The following is a 15,712-nucleotide window of genomic DNA, read 5'->3' on the forward strand; positions in this document are numbered from 1 at the left end:
ACTCTAGCGGGAGTGAGCGCTCACATCACCAATTTGTTCTAACTCGCAACAATTGGTCAGCCCCGAGGGGTGAACGCCGCGTAGACGCTCGCGATGTCGTCGCCGCCGTGGCCGTCACCCGATGCCGCCGCGTACGTCGCGGCGAGGGCATCGAGCACGCGCGGCTCGACTCCGGAGCCCCGTGCCGCCTCGCCGATCAGGCTGAGGTCTTTGCGCAGGCCGTCGAGTGCGAACGACGGCGGGAACTCCCCCGACAGCATCGACTCGCCCTTGACGTGGGCGTAGGGCGTATCGGTCGCACCGCCCTCGATCGCGCGCAGGAACTGCCCCCCGTCGAGACCCAGGGCCTCCGCCAGCGCGATCGACTGCGCGATCCCCGCCGTGACCGTCGCGACCCAGGCGTTGGCGGCGAGCTTCAGCGCCGTGCCGTTGCCGACCCGGTCGCCGGCCACGACCGTCTTCGCACCCATGGCGTCGAGCACCGGCTGCACCCTCTCGAGCAGCGCCACGTCGCCCGCCGCCAGCATCACGAGCTTGCCCGTCTCGGCCGGCTGCTTCGTGCCGAGCATCATGGCCTCGACGAGCGACACGCCCGCGTCGTCGGCCGCGGCGACCACTCGGTTCGTGCCGTCGAGGCCGATCGTCGACGCCTGCACCCAGACGGCGTCGTCCGGGACCGCGCCGGACGCCTGAGCGAGCACGCTCAGCACGCTGTCCGCATCGAACAGGATCGACAGGATCACGTCGGCGCTCGCCACGGCCTCCTCCGGGGACGCCGCCACGGTCGCGCCCTCATCGGCCAGCGGCGCCGCCTTCTCGGCCGACCGGTTCCAGACGGTGACGTCGAACCCCTCTCTCAGGAGCGTGCGAGCGACGCCGAGACCCATGATGCCGAGACCGAGAACAGTAACCTTCATGCACTCGACGCTACGCGCCAGGGCTGGCCAGAACCTTGCGGAACCTCAGGTAGCTGATCTGCTCGTAGTCGCCGTCGAGGTCGAACAGCGGCTCGTAGCCGAGGCGCAGGTAGAGGCCGAGCGCCTCCGGCTGACGCGCACCCGTCGTGAGCTGCGCGGTCGTGTAGCCGCGGGCCAGCGCCTCGGCCTCCAGCACGGCCATCACCCGGCGGGCGAGGCCGCGGCGGCGGTGGTCGGGGTGGGTCCAGACGCGCTTCATCTCGACGGTGTCGCCGTCGACGCGGATGAAGGCCCCGCCGGCGACGGCGGTGGCGATCGGGGCGGGGGCGTCGAGGGCAGGGTCGGCCGGCGCGGTCTCGGTCAGGATCAGGAATGCGCCGCCGCGCTCGGGGGTGAACAGCTCGACGGGGTAGCGCGTCAGCTCCGCCGACGACGGGATGCCGTCGTTGGGCTCGTAGCGCGCGTCGTAGTCGCGGGCGAGGTCGTCGACGAGGGGGCGGGCGAGGGGCGCGTCCGCGGTCGTCCACACGACGGCGAAGGCGTCGGGGCGCGGGGCGTCAGGCGTCGGGTCGGCGGGCGCGGGCATGCCGCGACGGTAGCCGCCGGGCCCGTGCGCGGTCAATTCGTGTTGCGCTCCGTGCCGCCCGCCGCCCGCGTGGGTCCTCATCAAAGGACGCCCTGCGCGCTCACAAGGACTCCGCCGTCCAGCTGCACGCCCCACAAGGCAAACCGCCGCAATCCGCCCGCCCCACAAGGACGTCCACCCCACACTTCCTTGCGAGCAAACACGCGAACACGCGAGCTAGCGCGCGAACACGCGAGCTAGCGCCTGCACGCAGGCGACCGCCAACGCGTCCGCCCTACCGCCACTCGTCGGGCGGCACTCCCTCGTCGTACGCGTCGTCGGGCGGCGCGTCGGGCCAGCCGCCGTCGTCGAACTCCGGCTCGGGGTCGAAGCTGGTCACCGGCGCGGCGGCCGGCCCGCGCCCCGGCGCCGCTCGACCACCCGAGGCAGAAACAGACGCAGAGCCAGCCCCAGCCCCACCCGATCCAGCGGTACCGCCACCCCCAGCACCGCCCACCACCTCGAGCAGCGCCTCGCCGTAGGTCTCGAGCTTCTTCTGGCCGACGCCCGAGATGGCGGCGAGGGCGGAGAGCGTGGTGGGGCGCGTGGCGGCGACCCCGCGCAGCGTCACGTCGCCGAAGACGACGTAGGCGGGGACTCCGGCGGCGCGAGCCGTCGCGGCCCGCCAGGCGCGGAGCTCTTCGAACAGCGGCTGGGCCTCGGCGGGCAGATCGGTCACGGCCGCGGCGCCGGAACCCCGACGGGTGCGCACCGACCTCGCCGCGCGCTCGGGCTCCTTGCGAAGCCGGACCGGCCGGGCCCCCGAGAGCACCTCGCCAGAGGCGTCCGTCAGCAGGAGGGTGCCGTAGCCGTCGGGCGAGACCGCGAGGAGGCCCTGGGCGAGAAGCTGGCGCACGACGCCTCGCCACTCGATCTCGCTCAGCTCGGTGCCGATGCCGAACGTGGCGAGGGCCTCGTGGCCCTGCTGCGTCATGCGCGGGGTGCGCTTGCCGAGGAGGATGTCGACGAGGTGGCCGGCACCGAACTGCTGATTGCGCTCGCGCTTGAGGCGGACGATCGTCGACAGGAGCTTCTGCGCCGGGACCGTGCCGTCGATCGCGGTCGGCGGGGTCAGGCAGGTGTCGCAGTTGCCGCAGGCCGTCGAGGTCTGGCCGAAGTAGGCGAGCAGCTGCACTCGGCGGCACTCGACGGTCTCGCACAGCGCGAGCATCGCGTCGAGATGAGCGGTGAGCTGCCGGCGGTGCGCGGCGTCGCCCTCGGACTGGTCGATCATGCGGCGCTGCTGCATGACGTCCTGCAGCCCGTAGGCGAGCCATGCCGTGGCGGGCAGGCCGTCGCGGCCCGCACGACCGGTCTCCTGGTAGTAGCCCTCGACCGACTTGGGCAGGTCGAGGTGGGCGACGAACCGCACGTCGGGCTTGTCGATGCCCATGCCGAACGCCACGGTCGCGACCATGACGATGCCGTCTTCGCGGAGGAACCGCGACTGGTTGCGCTGCCGCGTGCCGGCGTCGAGGCCGGCGTGGTACGGAAGCGCCGGGATGCCGTTGGCGACGAGCGACTCGGCGGTCTTCTCGACCGAGTTGCGAGACAGGCAGTAGACGATGCCGGCGTCGCCGGGGTGCTCGGTCTGAATGAGGCGGAGCACCTGCTTCAGCGGCTGGTCTTTCGCCTCGATGCGGTACTGGATGTTGGGCCGGTCGAAGTCGGCGACGAAGTGCGCGGCGCCGTCGAGATCGAGGCGGGTCGAGATCTCGCGGTGGGTCGTCTCGGTCGCGGTCGCCGTGAGGGCGATCCGCGGCACATCGGGCCACCGCTCGTGCAGTACCGAGAGCTCGAGGTAGTCGGGTCGGAAGTCGTGACCCCACTGGGCGACGCAGTGCGCCTCATCGATGGCGAACAGCGAGATTCGCCCCTGGTCGAGGAGATGCTTCGTCGACTCGAGCCGCAGCCGCTCGGGAGCCAGGTAGAGCATGTCGAGCTCGCCCGAGCGGAAGGCCGCCTCGACGCCGGCTCGCTGCATCGAGTCCTGCGTGCTGTTCAGGAAGGCGGCCCGGACGCCGACCGCCTCGAGCGCGTCGACCTGGTCTTGCATGAGCGCGATGAGGGGCGAGACGACGATGCCGACCCCGTCGCGCACGAGCGCGGGCACCTGGTAGCAGAGCGACTTGCCCCCACCCGTGGGCATGAGCACGAGGGCGTCGCCACCGTTCGCGACCTGGTCGATGATCGCGGCCTGGCTGCCCCGGAACGCGTCGTAGCCGAAGACGTCGTGGAGCACGTCGAGCGGAGTGCGGCCGACGGGAGCGGGGGCGGAGGTCGTGGTCACCGGGCGAGTCTACGAGGGTCGTCCGACATCGCGCTGGCGTTCTCCACAGGCCCGCCACCGGTGCGCTGAGGGCTGTGCCGGCGCGCCTGCCACTCGACGAGGAGCACGTAGACGCCTGCCGACACGACGGTGATGCCGGCCCCGATCGGCGAGCCGTCGTTCTGGCTGACCTGCACGACGGGCGCCGCGATGATGAAGACGACGACGTTGTTGATCACGTGCGCGACGATGCCCGCCTCGAGCCCGCCGGTGCGCCAGGTCAGGTACGCGAAGGCGATGCCGAGCGCCGACACGTCGAGACGGCCCCACGCGTTGTACGAGTGCGCGAACGCGAAGCCGACGACCGGCACGACGATGGCGACGACGGGCCAGCGCACCCACGAGCCGAGGCTCTGCATGGCGAGCCCGCGGAAGGCGAACTCCTCGCCGGCCGCCTGGAGCGGCACGAAGAGCAGGATGATCACGATCGAGGCGAACAGCGCGGCCGGCGGCGTCGCTGTCCCCGGCGCCGTGACTGCACCCTGCTCGGGCCAGATCGACGAGGTCAGCACGTTCAGGCCGATGCTCACGCCGATGAAGACGGCGCCGGGCACGATGCACCGCGCCAGCCACCGCCAGCGCAGCCGCCCCACGACGCTGGTCAGCTGACCCCATCCGCCGAGGCCCGCCAGCCGGACCGCGATGATCACGGCGGGCACCATCGTCGCGAGCGCGCCCAGCGTCAGCAGCATGACGAGCGGGTTCGAGCTGTCCTGCGGGTTGCGCTGCGCCGCGTCGACCAGGTCGACGCCCGCCTGACGTCCGCCGACGGCCTCCACGATCAGCACGAGCCCCTGCTGCCAGACGAGCGAGAACCCGAAGTAGAGCGCGAAGCCGATCGCGATGGCCACCAGCGGCTTCCACCACCGGTACCCGGTGTGCGCGCGGAACATCCGGTGGTAGGCGTGGCTCACCTGGCGAGGGTAGCCGGTCAGTCTGCGATCAGTCGTCGTCCCAGTCCCATCGCCTTGTCGGGCGCGAACCCGAGGTGCTCGTAGAAGCCGATGACGCGGTCGTTGCCCTCCCGCACCTGCACGTTGACCTTCGGGCACCCGAGGTCGAGCAGCAGCCCCTCGGCGTCGGCCATCATGCGCGCGCCCAGCCCGGTGCCCCGCTCGGAGTCCGCGACCGCCACGTAGTAGACCCACCCGCGGTGCCCGTCGTACCCGCTCATCGCCGTGGCCACGATCCGTCCGTCGTCGGCCACGGCCACGCGGAAGAGCTCGGCCTGCACGCGCAGCTTGCGCTCGATGTCCTTGCGCGGGTCGTTCCACGGCCGGGTCAGACCGGCCTCCTGCCAGAGGGCGACCACCGCGTCGGTGTCGGCGGGGTCGAACGATCGAATGGTCATCCGTCCATCCTCCCTGAAATCCCCGCGGGCGCAGGGCAGTGCCTGGCAGGAACTCGAGGCGGTCGCCAGAAAGACAGGCGCACCCCTCACCGCCCCGCCGTCGTCGTGAGCACGGACGACCCGTCGGGCCTCCTCCGCACCTCGATCCGGTCGGCGATCCGCTGCTTGAGCTCGTCGACGTGGCTCACGATGCCGACGACGCGGCCACCCGCCGACAGCTTGCCGAGCTCGGTCATCACGGAGTCGAGCGTCTCGGGGTCGAGCGTGCCGAACCCCTCGTCGACGAAGAGCGTGCCGAGGTCGATGCCGCCGGCCTCGGACTTCACCACGTCGGCGAGCCCGAGCGCGAGGCTGAGGGAGGCGTAGAACGTCTCGCCGCCGCTGAAGCTCTTGGGGTCGCGGGTGGTGTCGGTCGCGTTGTCGCGGATCGCCAGCGCGAGGCCGGTCTTGCGGGTGCGGGCGCCCGCTTCGCGCTCGGCCCCTTCGAGCTGGTAGCGACCGCTCGACATCACGCTGAGGCGGGCGTTGGCCGCGTCGAGCACGTCGTCGAACCGTCGGAGCAGCACGTAGGTCCCGAGCGTCACCCCGCGCAGGTTCTCGCGTCCGGCGGCGCTGGCGATGTCGGCCATCCGCACGATCGCCCGGGTCTCGCCGGCGACGGCGGCCTGCGCGGAGACGGCGGCGTCGACGGCCTGCAGCGCCGTCGTGGCCCGCGTCGCCAGGTCGCTCGCCCTGGCGGCCGCATCGACGGCCTCGGCCAGGGCGGTCGTGGCGGCGTCGGCGCGCTCGGTGGCGGCCTCGAGGCCGGGCTCCTCGTCGCCGGTGAGCGCCGCGATGTCGGCGGCGGCGAGCCCTGCGGCGACGATCGCGGTGGCGGACTCGTGATCAGCGACCACCCGCGCGAACTCGGCCTCCCGGGCGGAGCCGAGGACGGCCGCCGCCGCCTCATCGGCGCTCGGGAACGGCGACGCCTCGACGGCTCCCGCCAGTTCGGCCGCACGCGCTTCGACGGTCTCGGCGGCGCTGTCACGGGTACGGCGGGCGGCGATTCGGCTAGCGAGGGCGCGCTCGTCGGCGTCGAGGGTGGACACGAGGTCGCGGCAGCTCTGGGCGCGGCCGTCGAGCGCCTCCGCGACGCGAGCCGTGTCGGCGTCGATCGCCTCGGCGTCCGCCTCGATTCGGGCCGCCCGCCCCTGGGCCGCCTCGCGGGCGATGCCGAGGGCCGTGGCCATCGCCGTCGTCTCATCGTCGAACGCGACCAGCGCGGTCTCGGCGGTGGCGAGCTCGCCGCGCGCCGACTCGAGCTCGGCCAGGCGGACGGTCGCCGCCCGAAGCCGCTCGGCGAGCTGGTCGCCGGTCGCATCGCCGACCTCGGCGCTCGCGTCGTCGAGGAGCGCGCGACGCGCGCTCTCCTCGCCGCGCACCTCACGAAGCCGGGCCTCGGCCTGAGCCCTTGCGTCGGCGGCCTCCTCGATCCGCTCGTCGGACGGGTGCTCGTCGAGCATCCCGGCCGGGTGCGGATGCTCGACCGCTCCGCAGACCATGCAGGGCTCCCCCGGAATGAGATCGCGTGCGAGCTCCCCGGCCATGCCCGAGATACGGCGGAGGCGGAGCTCGGCCTCGGCCGCCACGGCCTCCCCCGCCGCCGTGACGGCCAGTGCGACGCGGGCACCGATCGACTCGACCTGCGCCGCGAGGTCGTCGCGACGACGCAGTCGGGCGAGGGCGACCTCGGCGGCGGCGGACTCGGAGCGCGCCTTCTCGACGTCGCCGACGCGCCGACGCAGGTCGTCGAGGGCGGCGACCCGCTCGACCCGTGTCGCAGCCCGCTCGGCCAGCGCCGACTCGGTCGTCTCGATGTCGGCGCGCCCCGTCTGCAGCGTCTGTCGCGACTGGCTGAGGGCCGACCGGCGAGCGTCGAGCCCCGACTCGACGCGCGCGACGTCGCGAAGCGTGGCGATCTCGGCGAGGAGCGCGTCGCGGCGGAGGACGAGGTCACGCAACGAGGACGGCCCCGCGTCAGGAGAAGCGACAGACGCAGCGGAAGCCGACACTGGAGGGGAAGCCGCGAGGGGCGGAGCCGATGTGCCGGACGCAGGCTCGACGGCCGCGAGAGCGGCAGCAGCCGCCTCGAGCTCGGCCCGAGAACGGGCGAGTGCGGCAGCGGGTGCCACGACGAGGGCGGCCGCGCGGGCCGACGCGAGGCGAGCCCGCGCGGTGTCGGCAGCGGCGGTGGCGGCCTCGAGTTCCTGCCGCTGGGCCAGAAGACGACTGCGGCGCGCCAGCGCGTCGACCAGCCGGACCGCCTCGACACGGCGGGCCTCGGCCGCGGCCGCGACGGCTCGACGCGCTTCTCGGGCGTCGACCCCCGAGGAAGCGGCCGCAGTGAAGCGCGCGACGGCATCGGGTGCGTCGACGACCTCGACCCCGTCGTCGCCGGTGGCGCCGCGAAGGCCCGCGAGCGCCTGCGCGACAGCTGTCTCGGCGGCGGTCACGGCCGCGTGGGCGTCGCGCCGGGCGATGACGAGCTCGGCGGTGGTGCGGTCGTAGATCTCGGTGCCGAACAGCGACTGCAGCACGAGGCGCCGCTCTTCTCCGGTCGACGCCAGGAAGCGCGCGAACTCGCCCTGCGGCAGCACGATCGTCTGGAGAAACTGCTCCTTGGTCAGTCCGACGATCCGGACGATCTCGGAGCCGACCTCCTGCGCGCGCGACGACACCGGCTCGCCGCCCTGCGAGTCGGGCGTGGCCAGCCGCGTCAGGGTGACCGACGCGTTGGCGCGCGTGAAGCCCTCGCCGCGCGCCTTGGGGCGCTCCCACGCGGGGGTGCGTCGGATGCGGTGGATGCCGACCGGCGTCTCGAAGACGAGCTCGACGAACGGCTCGACGTCGCGGGCGGCGTGATGGCTGTGGAGGCGGTCGTCGCTCGAGGCCGCGCCGGCCAGCGAGCCGTAGAGCGCGAAGACGATCGCGTCGATGACGGTGGACTTGCCGGCGCCGGTCGGCCCCTCGAGCAGGAAGACGCCCGACGTGCCGAGCGCGGCGAAGTCGACGGTGAACTCGCCGGCGTAGGGGCCGATGGCGCGGAGAGTGAGGCGGTGGAGGTCCATCAGTCGCTCGCCTCTGCCGAGCGGGCGCGCTCGTAGGCGGAGCGGAGCACGGCGATCTCGACACCGGTCGGCGCCGCACCCGCCGCGTACTCGACGAACCCGGTCGCGACCTCGACGGGGTCGGCATCGACGGCGATGGCCCGCCTCTCGCTCGGAGCGAGACCGCCGGTGGGCACGTGCTGAATCGCCAGCACGTGCGGGAACCGCTCGCGCAGGAGAGCGTGGAGCCCGGCGGGATGGACCGCGTCGGTCACGAAGATGCGGAGCCAGTCGTCGACGACGTCGTCGTGACGGCCGTCGAGCAGGTCGGCGAGGTCGCCCGTGATCTCGGACAGCCGTCGTGGCACGGGTGCCGGGATCTGCTCGAGCGCGACGCTCCCGTCCGCCGCGAGCTCGATCAGGGTCGTCGACTTCACCTGCGTTCGCTCGCCGAACGAGAACGCCAGCGGCGACCCCGAGTAGCGGATCACGGCCCTGTCGGAGCGCAGCGTCTGCTGCCCGTGGAGATGCCCGAGCGCCACGTAGGAGAAGCCGTCGAAGAGCCCGGTCGGCACGGAGTCGACCCCGCCGACGCGGATGTCGCGCTCGCTCTCGCTGGCCGCCCCGCCCACCACGAAGGCGTGGGCGACGACCACCGACCGTGCGCCGTCCCGGCCGGCGAGGTTGTCGCGGACGCCGGCGAGCGCTGCTGCCATCACGGCCTCGTGCGAGCGCGGGAGCGGCTCGGCGCCGAACGCGTACCGGACGTCGTCCGGATTGAGGTAGGGGACGCCGTAGAACGCGACCGGCCCGTCGGAGTCCGTGACGACCACCGGCTCGGCCACGTCGTCGACCGACGCGAGGATGCGCAGGCTCGGCCGCATCAGCCCCGCCGCGAACCCGAGACGGGTCGCGGAGTCGTGGTTGCCGGGCGTCACGATCACGGTGGCGAGGTCGCTCAGCCGGGCGAAGGCGTCGGAGAGCAGCCGCACCGACGGGACCGCCGGCACGGCCCTGTCGTACACGTCGCCGGCGACGACGACCACGTCGACTGCCCTCTCGCGCACCACCTCGACGAGGTGCTCGAGGAACGCCGCGTGGTGCTCGGTCAGATCGACGCCGTGCAGGGTTCGCCCGAGATGCCAGTCGCTGGTGTGGAGGATGCGCAAGCGGGGAGGCCTTTCGTGGAGGGTGGCATCACTGTATCCAGCCCCTCCGACACGCATCGGAAGTCGTCCACAGCCTCGGCGCGCCACGACTCTCCGCCCGGTGAGGCCCCGATCCCACCCTCGGCGTCGATCGGCCAGCACGGGGTGATGAGGTGTGACTCCTGAGGTGTCACGTGTTCCACGTGCTGGGCTGAGGTGTGCCTGCTTGCGCGGCCCGCTGCCCCTCGCGGAGACATGAGGCGGATTGACCGCCGCCTCGTCGGCTCCGTGCTCGCTCCGATCGGCGCCTACCGACTCACCGGACGAGTCGTCAATTCCATCAGTCCGAGAGGTCGGCCTCCCAGTTCGCCTGCTGGATGAGCACGTCCAGCTCGCGCAGCCGCCGGGCGACGTCGTCGGCCTGCTGGCGCACACGCGCCGTGGGAAGGGCCGAGAGGTGCCGCAGCTCGCTGCGGAGCTGCCGGTAGCCGCCGTAGTCCCCGACCCCGGCCGACGCGTCGGCGGCCTGCGTGAGGATCGAGTGCCGGGTCCGCAGCAGGTCGCGGTGGGCCAGGGCTTCGGTCATGGTGCGCCCGTCGTCGAGGATGGTCGACGCGTTCGTCAGGTTGACGGCGACGACGAGCTGCTCGAGGGCGTCCTGCAGCGACTGCACCTCCGTGAGGAGCGCCGCGGCGTCCTCGCCCGGCTCCTCGCCCTCCTGGTAGCGGGCGTTGGCCAGGATCCTGGCCCGGAGCTGCTCGATGCGCTTCTGGAGATCGCCCCGGTTGATCAGGGCCTCTGCGAGCTTCATCCCTGCATCCTGGCACCGGAGCGCCCCGGGCGGGCGGACTCTCCCCAGTTCTGGGGATGACTCGATGATCGAGTAGTCGGTTAGCATTGACTACCTCGATCATCGAGACATCGGCTCCGGACGACCAGCTGCACGCAGCGCTCCGCCGCCCTGACAGCAGGAGAACCCATGACCATCAGCGAGGCCACCGCGCCCGCATCGACCTCGGCGGAGCAGCTCACCGCGCTCCTCAAGGCCTTCCGACTCATGCAGCTCCAGCACGGCCGCGTCATCATCCACCAGAGCACAGCCCTCGCGATGGGCGCGACCGACATCCGCGCCCTCTTCTTCATCTCCGAGGCCGGCGACGGCGTCACGCCCAAGCAGGTGGCCGAGTTCCTCGAGCTGTCCACCGGGGCCACGACGAGCCTCGTCGACCGACTCGAGGCGGGAGGCACGATCGAGCGCACGGCTCACCCCACCGATCGCCGAAGCGTCGTGCTCGCTCTCACCCCGGCCGGCCGCGGCGCCGTGCAGACCGTCGCCGACGTCTACCGCTGCGCCCTCGCGCAGGCGATCCCCGAGTCGGACTACGCCGAGATGACCACCCTCTTCGGCCGCGTCGCGGTCGCCCTCTCGGAGGGGTCCGACTGCTTCGACCAGAGCACGGCCTGACTGGTCTCGCCGGCGGGCGCATGTCGGCGGCCGGTCGTAGCGTGGAGCCATGACTCCCGCCGAGCTGCTCACCGACTCCTTCTCCCGCGTCCCCGCCCTCATCGAGCGCGCGACCGCCGACCTCGACGCCCAGCAGCTCTCCGCCCGCCCGGGCCCCGGCACCAACACGATCGCCTGGCTGGCCTGGCACACGGCCCGCGGCCAGGACGTCCAGATCGCCGACCTCGCCGGCACCGAGCAGGTGTGGACGGCCGACGGCTGGTACGACCGCTTCGAGCTCCCGTTCGGCCCCGACGAGATGGGCTACGGAATGAGCGCCGGCGATGTGGCACGCGTCGTCGCGACGCCCGACCTGCTGAACGGCTACCTGGCCGCCGTCACCGAGAAGTCGGCCGCCTACCTGGCCGGCGTCGGCGAGTCCGACCTCGACGACATCGTCGACGAGGGCTGGACCCCGCCGGTCACCCGCGGTGCCCGCCTCGTCAGCATCGTCGACGACTGCCTGCAGCACGCCGGGCAGGCCAACTACGCGCGCGGCATCCTCGACCGCCTCTGAGCCGAGAGAGCCCCGGGCTCGCTCTGCGCAGGAACTGCCCCTCGCCGTCCCTCCGACCCCTCAGGCACCCACGGCCGCGAACGGCACCACCGTGCCCGCCGGCAGAGCCTTCCGTAGCGCCTTGACGAACGCCTTTCCCCGCTTCCACTCGCCGGCGTGGAAGGCGTCCCATCGGCCGTCGGCGTCGACCAGTACGAGCGTTCCCTCGGGCCGCTCCCCCACGATCAGCAGGTCGTCGAACCGCACCGCCGCGACGACGTCGTCCTCGCGGAACAGCACCGCATCGGCGGCGATGATCGCCTCGACGCCCTCGGCGCCAGCCGACTTCCTCCCCGACCAGACCGGTGCGCCGGCCTTGACCGCCTTCTTCCACGTCTTCTCGGTCGACTCCTGCAGCAGGTCGAACGAGTCGATCGGCAGCTTCAGCGACATGGCGACCTTCGCGAGGTCGGCGGCGCCGTCGAACGCGACGAGCAGCGACGGGAGCGCCGCCGAGACGGCCGCCGCCACCGACTCCGAGGTGAAGGCCGAGGCCGTCGCGATGCTCTCCTCGCGCGTCGCCGTCCCGAAGCTGCGGAGCGCGGCGCCGTTCGCGTCGCGGAGGTGGGCGGCCACCGATTCCGGGTCGCTCGCCGCGGCCAGACGCGCGTGCTCCACCGCCAGAGTGAGGACCGCCGCGGAGACGCCCTCGTCGGCGATGTCCTGGAGGCCGTGGACCAGCGCCCTCACCCCCTCGGGGATGTCGGCGAGGGCCGGCTCGAACGAGTAGGTCAGGGCCGACTCCGTGTCGGAGACCCGCGTGAGGTCGAAGTCGACCGAGTAGGCGAGGCCGGCCTCGACGCGGAGGCGGTCGCGGAGGGCGAGGTGGACGGCGGTCCCGAGTTCCTGCGCCCCGGTGCTGGGGAGGACGATCGACGCACCGATGCCCGCGTTCTCTGACGCGATCAGGGTGGGCGTACCGGGGCGGGCGACAGCCGTGCCGCGGAACGGCTTGGGGCCCGACGGGAGGTCGAGGTCGAAGGAGGCCGTGATGGGCTTGGTGAGGGCGACGGCCGCGTTCTCGGCAGTGAGCCAGGTGGCGGCCCAGCGTGAGACGTCCTTCTTGCCGACCCCCGAGGCGCCGGGCTCGCCGAAGCCGGCGCGGCCGAGTTCTCCGAGGCCGTAGCGGAAGGTGCGCATGTCGACGCCGGGGGAGGCGACGCTGCCGGGATCCTCGAGCTCGAGCAGGCGCTTGGCCCGGCTCAGCTCGAACGACGAGACGCTGCCGAGGGCCAGGACGGCGTCCGAGAGCGTCTCGAAGAAGCGGAGCACCTGGGCTGTCGTGCCGGAGGCGCTGAACGTCAGCGCGCCCTCGTCGAGCGCCGCGTCGGCGGGGATGAGGGCAGGCTCCATCGCCGTCTCGATCAGGTGCAGGATCAGGTGGCTGATGCCGCGGTGAGCCACCGGCTCGTCGCGGGTGCCGACGCCGAAGGCGATCGATCCGTAGCACCGCCCGGGGACGCTGGCGGAGCGGGTCAGGATTCCGTTGGCCGTGGTCGACGTGACGATCTGCATGGGGCGCAGTCTGGCACGCCGCCGTGAACGGTCGCGATACGACGAGACTCCAGCACCCGATGGTGCGGCGCGTGCCGGATCAGCGGGTGCTGGAGTCTCGAGGGGGTGACGCCTAGAGGCCGGCGAGCTCGTCGATCAGGCGATCGCCGGGACGGGCCTCGATCATGTCGGCCTTGATCTCGGCGCGGTCGAGGAGCTCCTCCATGCGGCGGCGGCGGGCGCGCGTGATCAGCGTCACGACCGTGCCCTCCTTGCCGGCGCGGCCGGTGCGGCCCGAGCGGTGCATGTACGTCTTGTACTCGTCGGGGGCGTCGGCCTGGATGACCAGCTCGATGTCGTCGACGTGGATGCCGCGGGCGGCGACGTCGGTGGCGACGAGCACGTTGACTCGCCCCGAGGTGAGCAGCTGCAGGTTGCGCGTGCGGCGCGACTGGTTCAGGTCGCCGTGGAGGCTGGTCGACGCGATTCCGGCGTCTTCGAGCTGGTCGGCGAGCTGCTCGGCGAACGCGCGGGTGCGGGCGAAGACGAGGGTCTTGCCCTTGCCCTGCGCGAGCTGCTCGATGATTGCGCCCTTGTCGCGCTGCTCGATCAGGAGCACGCGGTGGTCGATCGTCGCCGAGGCCTGGTCTTCGCCGGCGACCTCGTGGACGGCCGGGTCGGTCAGGAACTCGTCGACCAGCTTGGCGACGCCCTTGTCGAGGGTCGCGCTGAACAGGAGCTTCTGGGCGCGGGCGCCGTGGCGGGTGACGTCGGCGGTCTCGCGGAGGATGCGCTGCACCGGCTCGAGGAAGCCCAGGTCGCACATGTGGTCGGCCTCGTCGAGGACGGTCACGGTCACCTCGCTCAGGTCGAGCTTGCCCTGGTCGATGAGGTCCTCGATGCGGCCGGGGGTGCCGATGACGATGTCGACGCCGCGCTGGAGCGAGTGCACCTGTCGCTGCTGCGGAACGCCGCCGTAGATCTGCGTGGTGAAGAGGCCGACCGAGCGGGCGATCGGCTGCACGGTGTCGTCGATCTGCATCGCGAGCTCGCGGGTCGGGGCGAGGATCAGCGCGCGGGGCTTGCGGCCCATCTTGCGGTCCTTGGCGCCGCCGTGCTCGAGGAGCTTCTCGGCCAGCGGAGCGCCGAAGGCGATGGTCTTGCCGGAGCCGGTGCGGCCGCGGCCGAGGACGTCCTTGCCCGCGATGACGTCGGGGATGGTCGCCGCCTGGATCGGGAACGGCGACGGGGCGCCCATCGCGATCAGCTGACGGGTGAGGTTGTCGCCGAGACCCAGGTCGCCCCAGGTCTTGCCCGCGACGTCGCCGGCCGTGACGACCTCGGCCTGCAGCTTCTCGAGCTTGACGTCGTCTTCGGGGCTGAAGTGCTGGTGGTCGCGCTTCGGGTAGAAGTCGCTGCTGCGCTCCTGGCGTGCGGGGCGGTCGTCGCGGTCGTAGGAGCGCGCCGGGCGGTCGCTGCGGTCGAACGAGCGGGCCGGACGGGCGTCGCGATCGAACGAGCGAGCAGGGCGATCGCTGCGGTCGTAGCTGCGGGGCGCGCGGTCGTCGCCACGCGCGGGGCGGTCGTAGCTGCGGGTTCCGCGGTCGTCGCTGCGGGCTCCGCGGTCGTCGCGGTCGTTCGAGCGGGCCGGACGCGCGTCGCGGTCGTAGCCGCGCGTCGCACGGTCGTCGCGCGGCGGGCGGTTGCCTCGCTCGTCGCGGTCGACGCCGCGGGCCGGACGCTCGGTGCCGCGAGCGGAGCGGTCGTCGCGGTCGAACGAGCGCGCTGGGCGACCGGTGCCGTAGTCGTCGCGCTTCTTGAAGGGGGCGCGGTCTTCGCGGCCCGGGCGGCCGCCCTCGGGGCGGTCGTAGCCGCGGGCCGGACGGTCGTCGCGGTCGGTGGAACGGGGGGCGCGGTCGTCGCGGCTCGGGCGACCGCCGCCGAAGCGGTCGGTGCGGTCGAAGCGGTCGCCGCCGCGGTTGTAGGCGGGGCGGTCGCCGCCGCGGTTGTACGAGGGGCGGTCGTCACCGCGCGAGGGGCGCGAGTCGCGGTCGTACGAGGGGCGATCGCCGCCGCGAGCGCCGTTGCGGGCGTCGCGGTCGTCACGGGCACCGCCGCCGAAGCGGGGGTTGGAGCCGCCGGTCTTGCGCGGCTCCCAGTTGGGGCGGCCGCCCTCGGCGCGGGCCGGACGACCCTCGGCGCGAGCAGCGCGGCCGTCGGCGTCCCAGCGCTTCTTGACGGGAGCGCCCTCGGCCTCGGGGCGGAACCCGCGGTGCTTGGGGCTCTTGGAGCCGGGTCGCTCGCCCTTTCCACGGGGCGGGCGCGATGCAGAGCTGTCGTAAGGAGACATGGTTCTTCCTGGGTTCTCGATGACGCGAGGATTCACCCGGGCGCCATTGGCCAGGGACCGTTCACATATGTGATTCGTCGCAGCGGATCGCTGCGATTCCGGCCCCGGAGACTGTCCTGGTGCCTGGAGCAGGCACAGCAGGAACACAAACCCATCCGCGCAACTAGCACGGTGTCTCGAGCCGACCAACCAACGCTACACGCCTCACCCCCGAATAGCGAGCGCAGGAACTCGCCGCCGCCCCGAGGTAGAACCGAGTCCTCCGCCGCGAGATGGCCCTCGCCGTCGGGCGGCGCCGGCCGACCCGACGACGAGGGCCATCTCGCGCCGCGCTGCAGGCCGCGCGCCG

General features: G+C 72.7%; 12 protein-coding genes. 2 read left to right on the forward strand and 10 right to left on the reverse strand.

The window, feature by feature from the left end:
* Window positions 1–56: 56 nt before the first annotated feature.
* The 8 genes from EDF46_RS07430 to EDF46_RS07465 all read right to left on the reverse strand — a co-directional run bounded on the left by EDF46_RS07430 (window position 57) and on the right by EDF46_RS07465 (window position 10,270).
* A complete protein-coding gene (locus EDF46_RS07430; protein WP_123505631.1) occupies window positions 57–917 on the reverse strand; it encodes an NAD(P)-dependent oxidoreductase in 861 nt (286 codons plus the stop codon).
* Between the two features lie 10 nt (window positions 918–927).
* Complete coding sequence (locus EDF46_RS07435; RefSeq protein WP_123505924.1) at window positions 928–1,503, reverse strand: GNAT family N-acetyltransferase; 576 nt, start codon at window positions 1,501–1,503, stop codon at window positions 928–930.
* Between the two features lie 274 nt (window positions 1,504–1,777).
* Window positions 1,778–3,832: a DNA helicase RecQ gene (gene recQ, locus EDF46_RS07440; RefSeq protein WP_123505632.1), complete on the reverse strand. Its 2,055-nt coding sequence runs from the start codon at window positions 3,830–3,832 to the stop codon at window positions 1,778–1,780.
* Window positions 3,829–4,785 carry a CPBP family intramembrane glutamic endopeptidase gene (locus EDF46_RS07445; protein ID WP_123505633.1) on the reverse strand — a complete coding sequence of 319 codons (957 nt, stop codon included), beginning with the start codon at window positions 4,783–4,785 and terminating at the stop codon, window positions 3,829–3,831. Before EDF46_RS07445 ends, recQ begins: the two co-directional genes overlap by 4 nt.
* 17 nt (window positions 4,786–4,802) lie before the next feature.
* Entirely contained in the window at window positions 4,803–5,222 is a 420-nt protein-coding gene (locus EDF46_RS07450) for a GNAT family acetyltransferase (RefSeq protein ID WP_123505634.1), read from the reverse strand.
* Between the two features lie 86 nt (window positions 5,223–5,308).
* Window positions 5,309–8,332, reverse strand: coding sequence for an AAA family ATPase (locus EDF46_RS07455; protein ID WP_123505635.1), 3,024 nt, complete (start codon window positions 8,330–8,332; stop codon window positions 5,309–5,311).
* Window positions 8,332–9,480, reverse strand: coding sequence for an exonuclease SbcCD subunit D (locus tag EDF46_RS07460; RefSeq protein ID WP_123505636.1), 1,149 nt, complete (start codon window positions 9,478–9,480; stop codon window positions 8,332–8,334). Before EDF46_RS07460 ends, EDF46_RS07455 begins: the two co-directional genes overlap by 1 nt.
* Window positions 9,481–9,799: 319 nt before the next feature.
* A complete protein-coding gene (locus tag EDF46_RS07465) occupies window positions 9,800–10,270 on the reverse strand; it encodes a DIP1984 family protein (protein ID WP_123505637.1) in 471 nt (156 codons plus the stop codon).
* Window positions 10,271–10,438: 168 nt separating this feature from the next.
* Here EDF46_RS07465 and EDF46_RS07470 point away from each other — a divergent pair, with 168 nt between their 5' ends.
* Both EDF46_RS07470 and EDF46_RS07475 read left to right on the forward strand, forming a co-directional pair.
* The gene (locus EDF46_RS07470) at window positions 10,439–10,924 is read left to right on the forward strand and encodes a MarR family winged helix-turn-helix transcriptional regulator (protein WP_123505638.1); all 486 of its coding nucleotides are present in this window, start codon (window positions 10,439–10,441) and stop codon (window positions 10,922–10,924) included.
* A 49-nt stretch (window positions 10,925–10,973) separates the two neighbouring features.
* On the forward strand, window positions 10,974–11,480 hold the full coding sequence (locus EDF46_RS07475) for a DinB family protein (RefSeq protein WP_123505639.1): 507 nt from the start codon (window positions 10,974–10,976) through the stop codon (window positions 11,478–11,480).
* 60 nt (window positions 11,481–11,540) lie between these two features.
* Here EDF46_RS07475 and EDF46_RS18300 read toward each other — a convergent pair whose 3' ends face one another.
* Together EDF46_RS18300 and EDF46_RS07485 are read right to left on the reverse strand one after the other, a co-directional pair.
* Window positions 11,541–13,034 (reverse strand): insulinase family protein, encoded by a 1,494-nt coding sequence (locus EDF46_RS18300; protein WP_158614186.1) that lies wholly within the window; start codon window positions 13,032–13,034, stop codon window positions 11,541–11,543.
* A gap of 112 nt (window positions 13,035–13,146) precedes the next feature.
* Window positions 13,147–15,363 (reverse strand): DEAD/DEAH box helicase, encoded by a 2,217-nt coding sequence (locus EDF46_RS07485; protein WP_123505640.1) that lies wholly within the window; start codon window positions 15,361–15,363, stop codon window positions 13,147–13,149.
* Between the last annotated feature and the right edge of the window lie 349 nt (window positions 15,364–15,712).

The organism is Frondihabitans sp. PhB188 (assembly GCF_003752365.1).
In the GTDB taxonomy this organism is placed as follows: Bacteria; Actinomycetota; Actinomycetes; order Actinomycetales; family Microbacteriaceae; genus Frondihabitans.

Coding starts and splice junctions, on each gene's coding strand:
- EDF46_RS07435 (WP_123505924.1), bottom strand. CDS start 1,503: ATGCCCGCGCCCGCCGACCCGACGCCTGACGCCCCGCGCCCCGACGCC.
- EDF46_RS07470 (WP_123505638.1), top strand. CDS start 10,439: ATGACCATCAGCGAGGCCACCGCGCCCGCATCGACCTCGGCGGAGCAG.
- EDF46_RS07450 (WP_123505634.1), bottom strand. CDS start 5,222: ATGACCATTCGATCGTTCGACCCCGCCGACACCGACGCGGTGGTCGCC.
- EDF46_RS07465 (WP_123505637.1), bottom strand. CDS start 10,270: ATGAAGCTCGCAGAGGCCCTGATCAACCGGGGCGATCTCCAGAAGCGC.
- EDF46_RS07475 (WP_123505639.1), top strand. CDS start 10,974: ATGACTCCCGCCGAGCTGCTCACCGACTCCTTCTCCCGCGTCCCCGCC.
- EDF46_RS07455 (WP_123505635.1), bottom strand. CDS start 8,332: ATGGACCTCCACCGCCTCACTCTCCGCGCCATCGGCCCCTACGCCGGC.
- EDF46_RS07430 (WP_123505631.1), bottom strand. CDS start 917: ATGAAGGTTACTGTTCTCGGTCTCGGCATCATGGGTCTCGGCGTCGCT.
- EDF46_RS18300 (WP_158614186.1), bottom strand. CDS start 13,034: ATGCAGATCGTCACGTCGACCACGGCCAACGGAATCCTGACCCGCTCC.
- EDF46_RS07485 (WP_123505640.1), bottom strand. CDS start 15,363: ATGTCTCCTTACGACAGCTCTGCATCGCGCCCGCCCCGTGGAAAGGGC.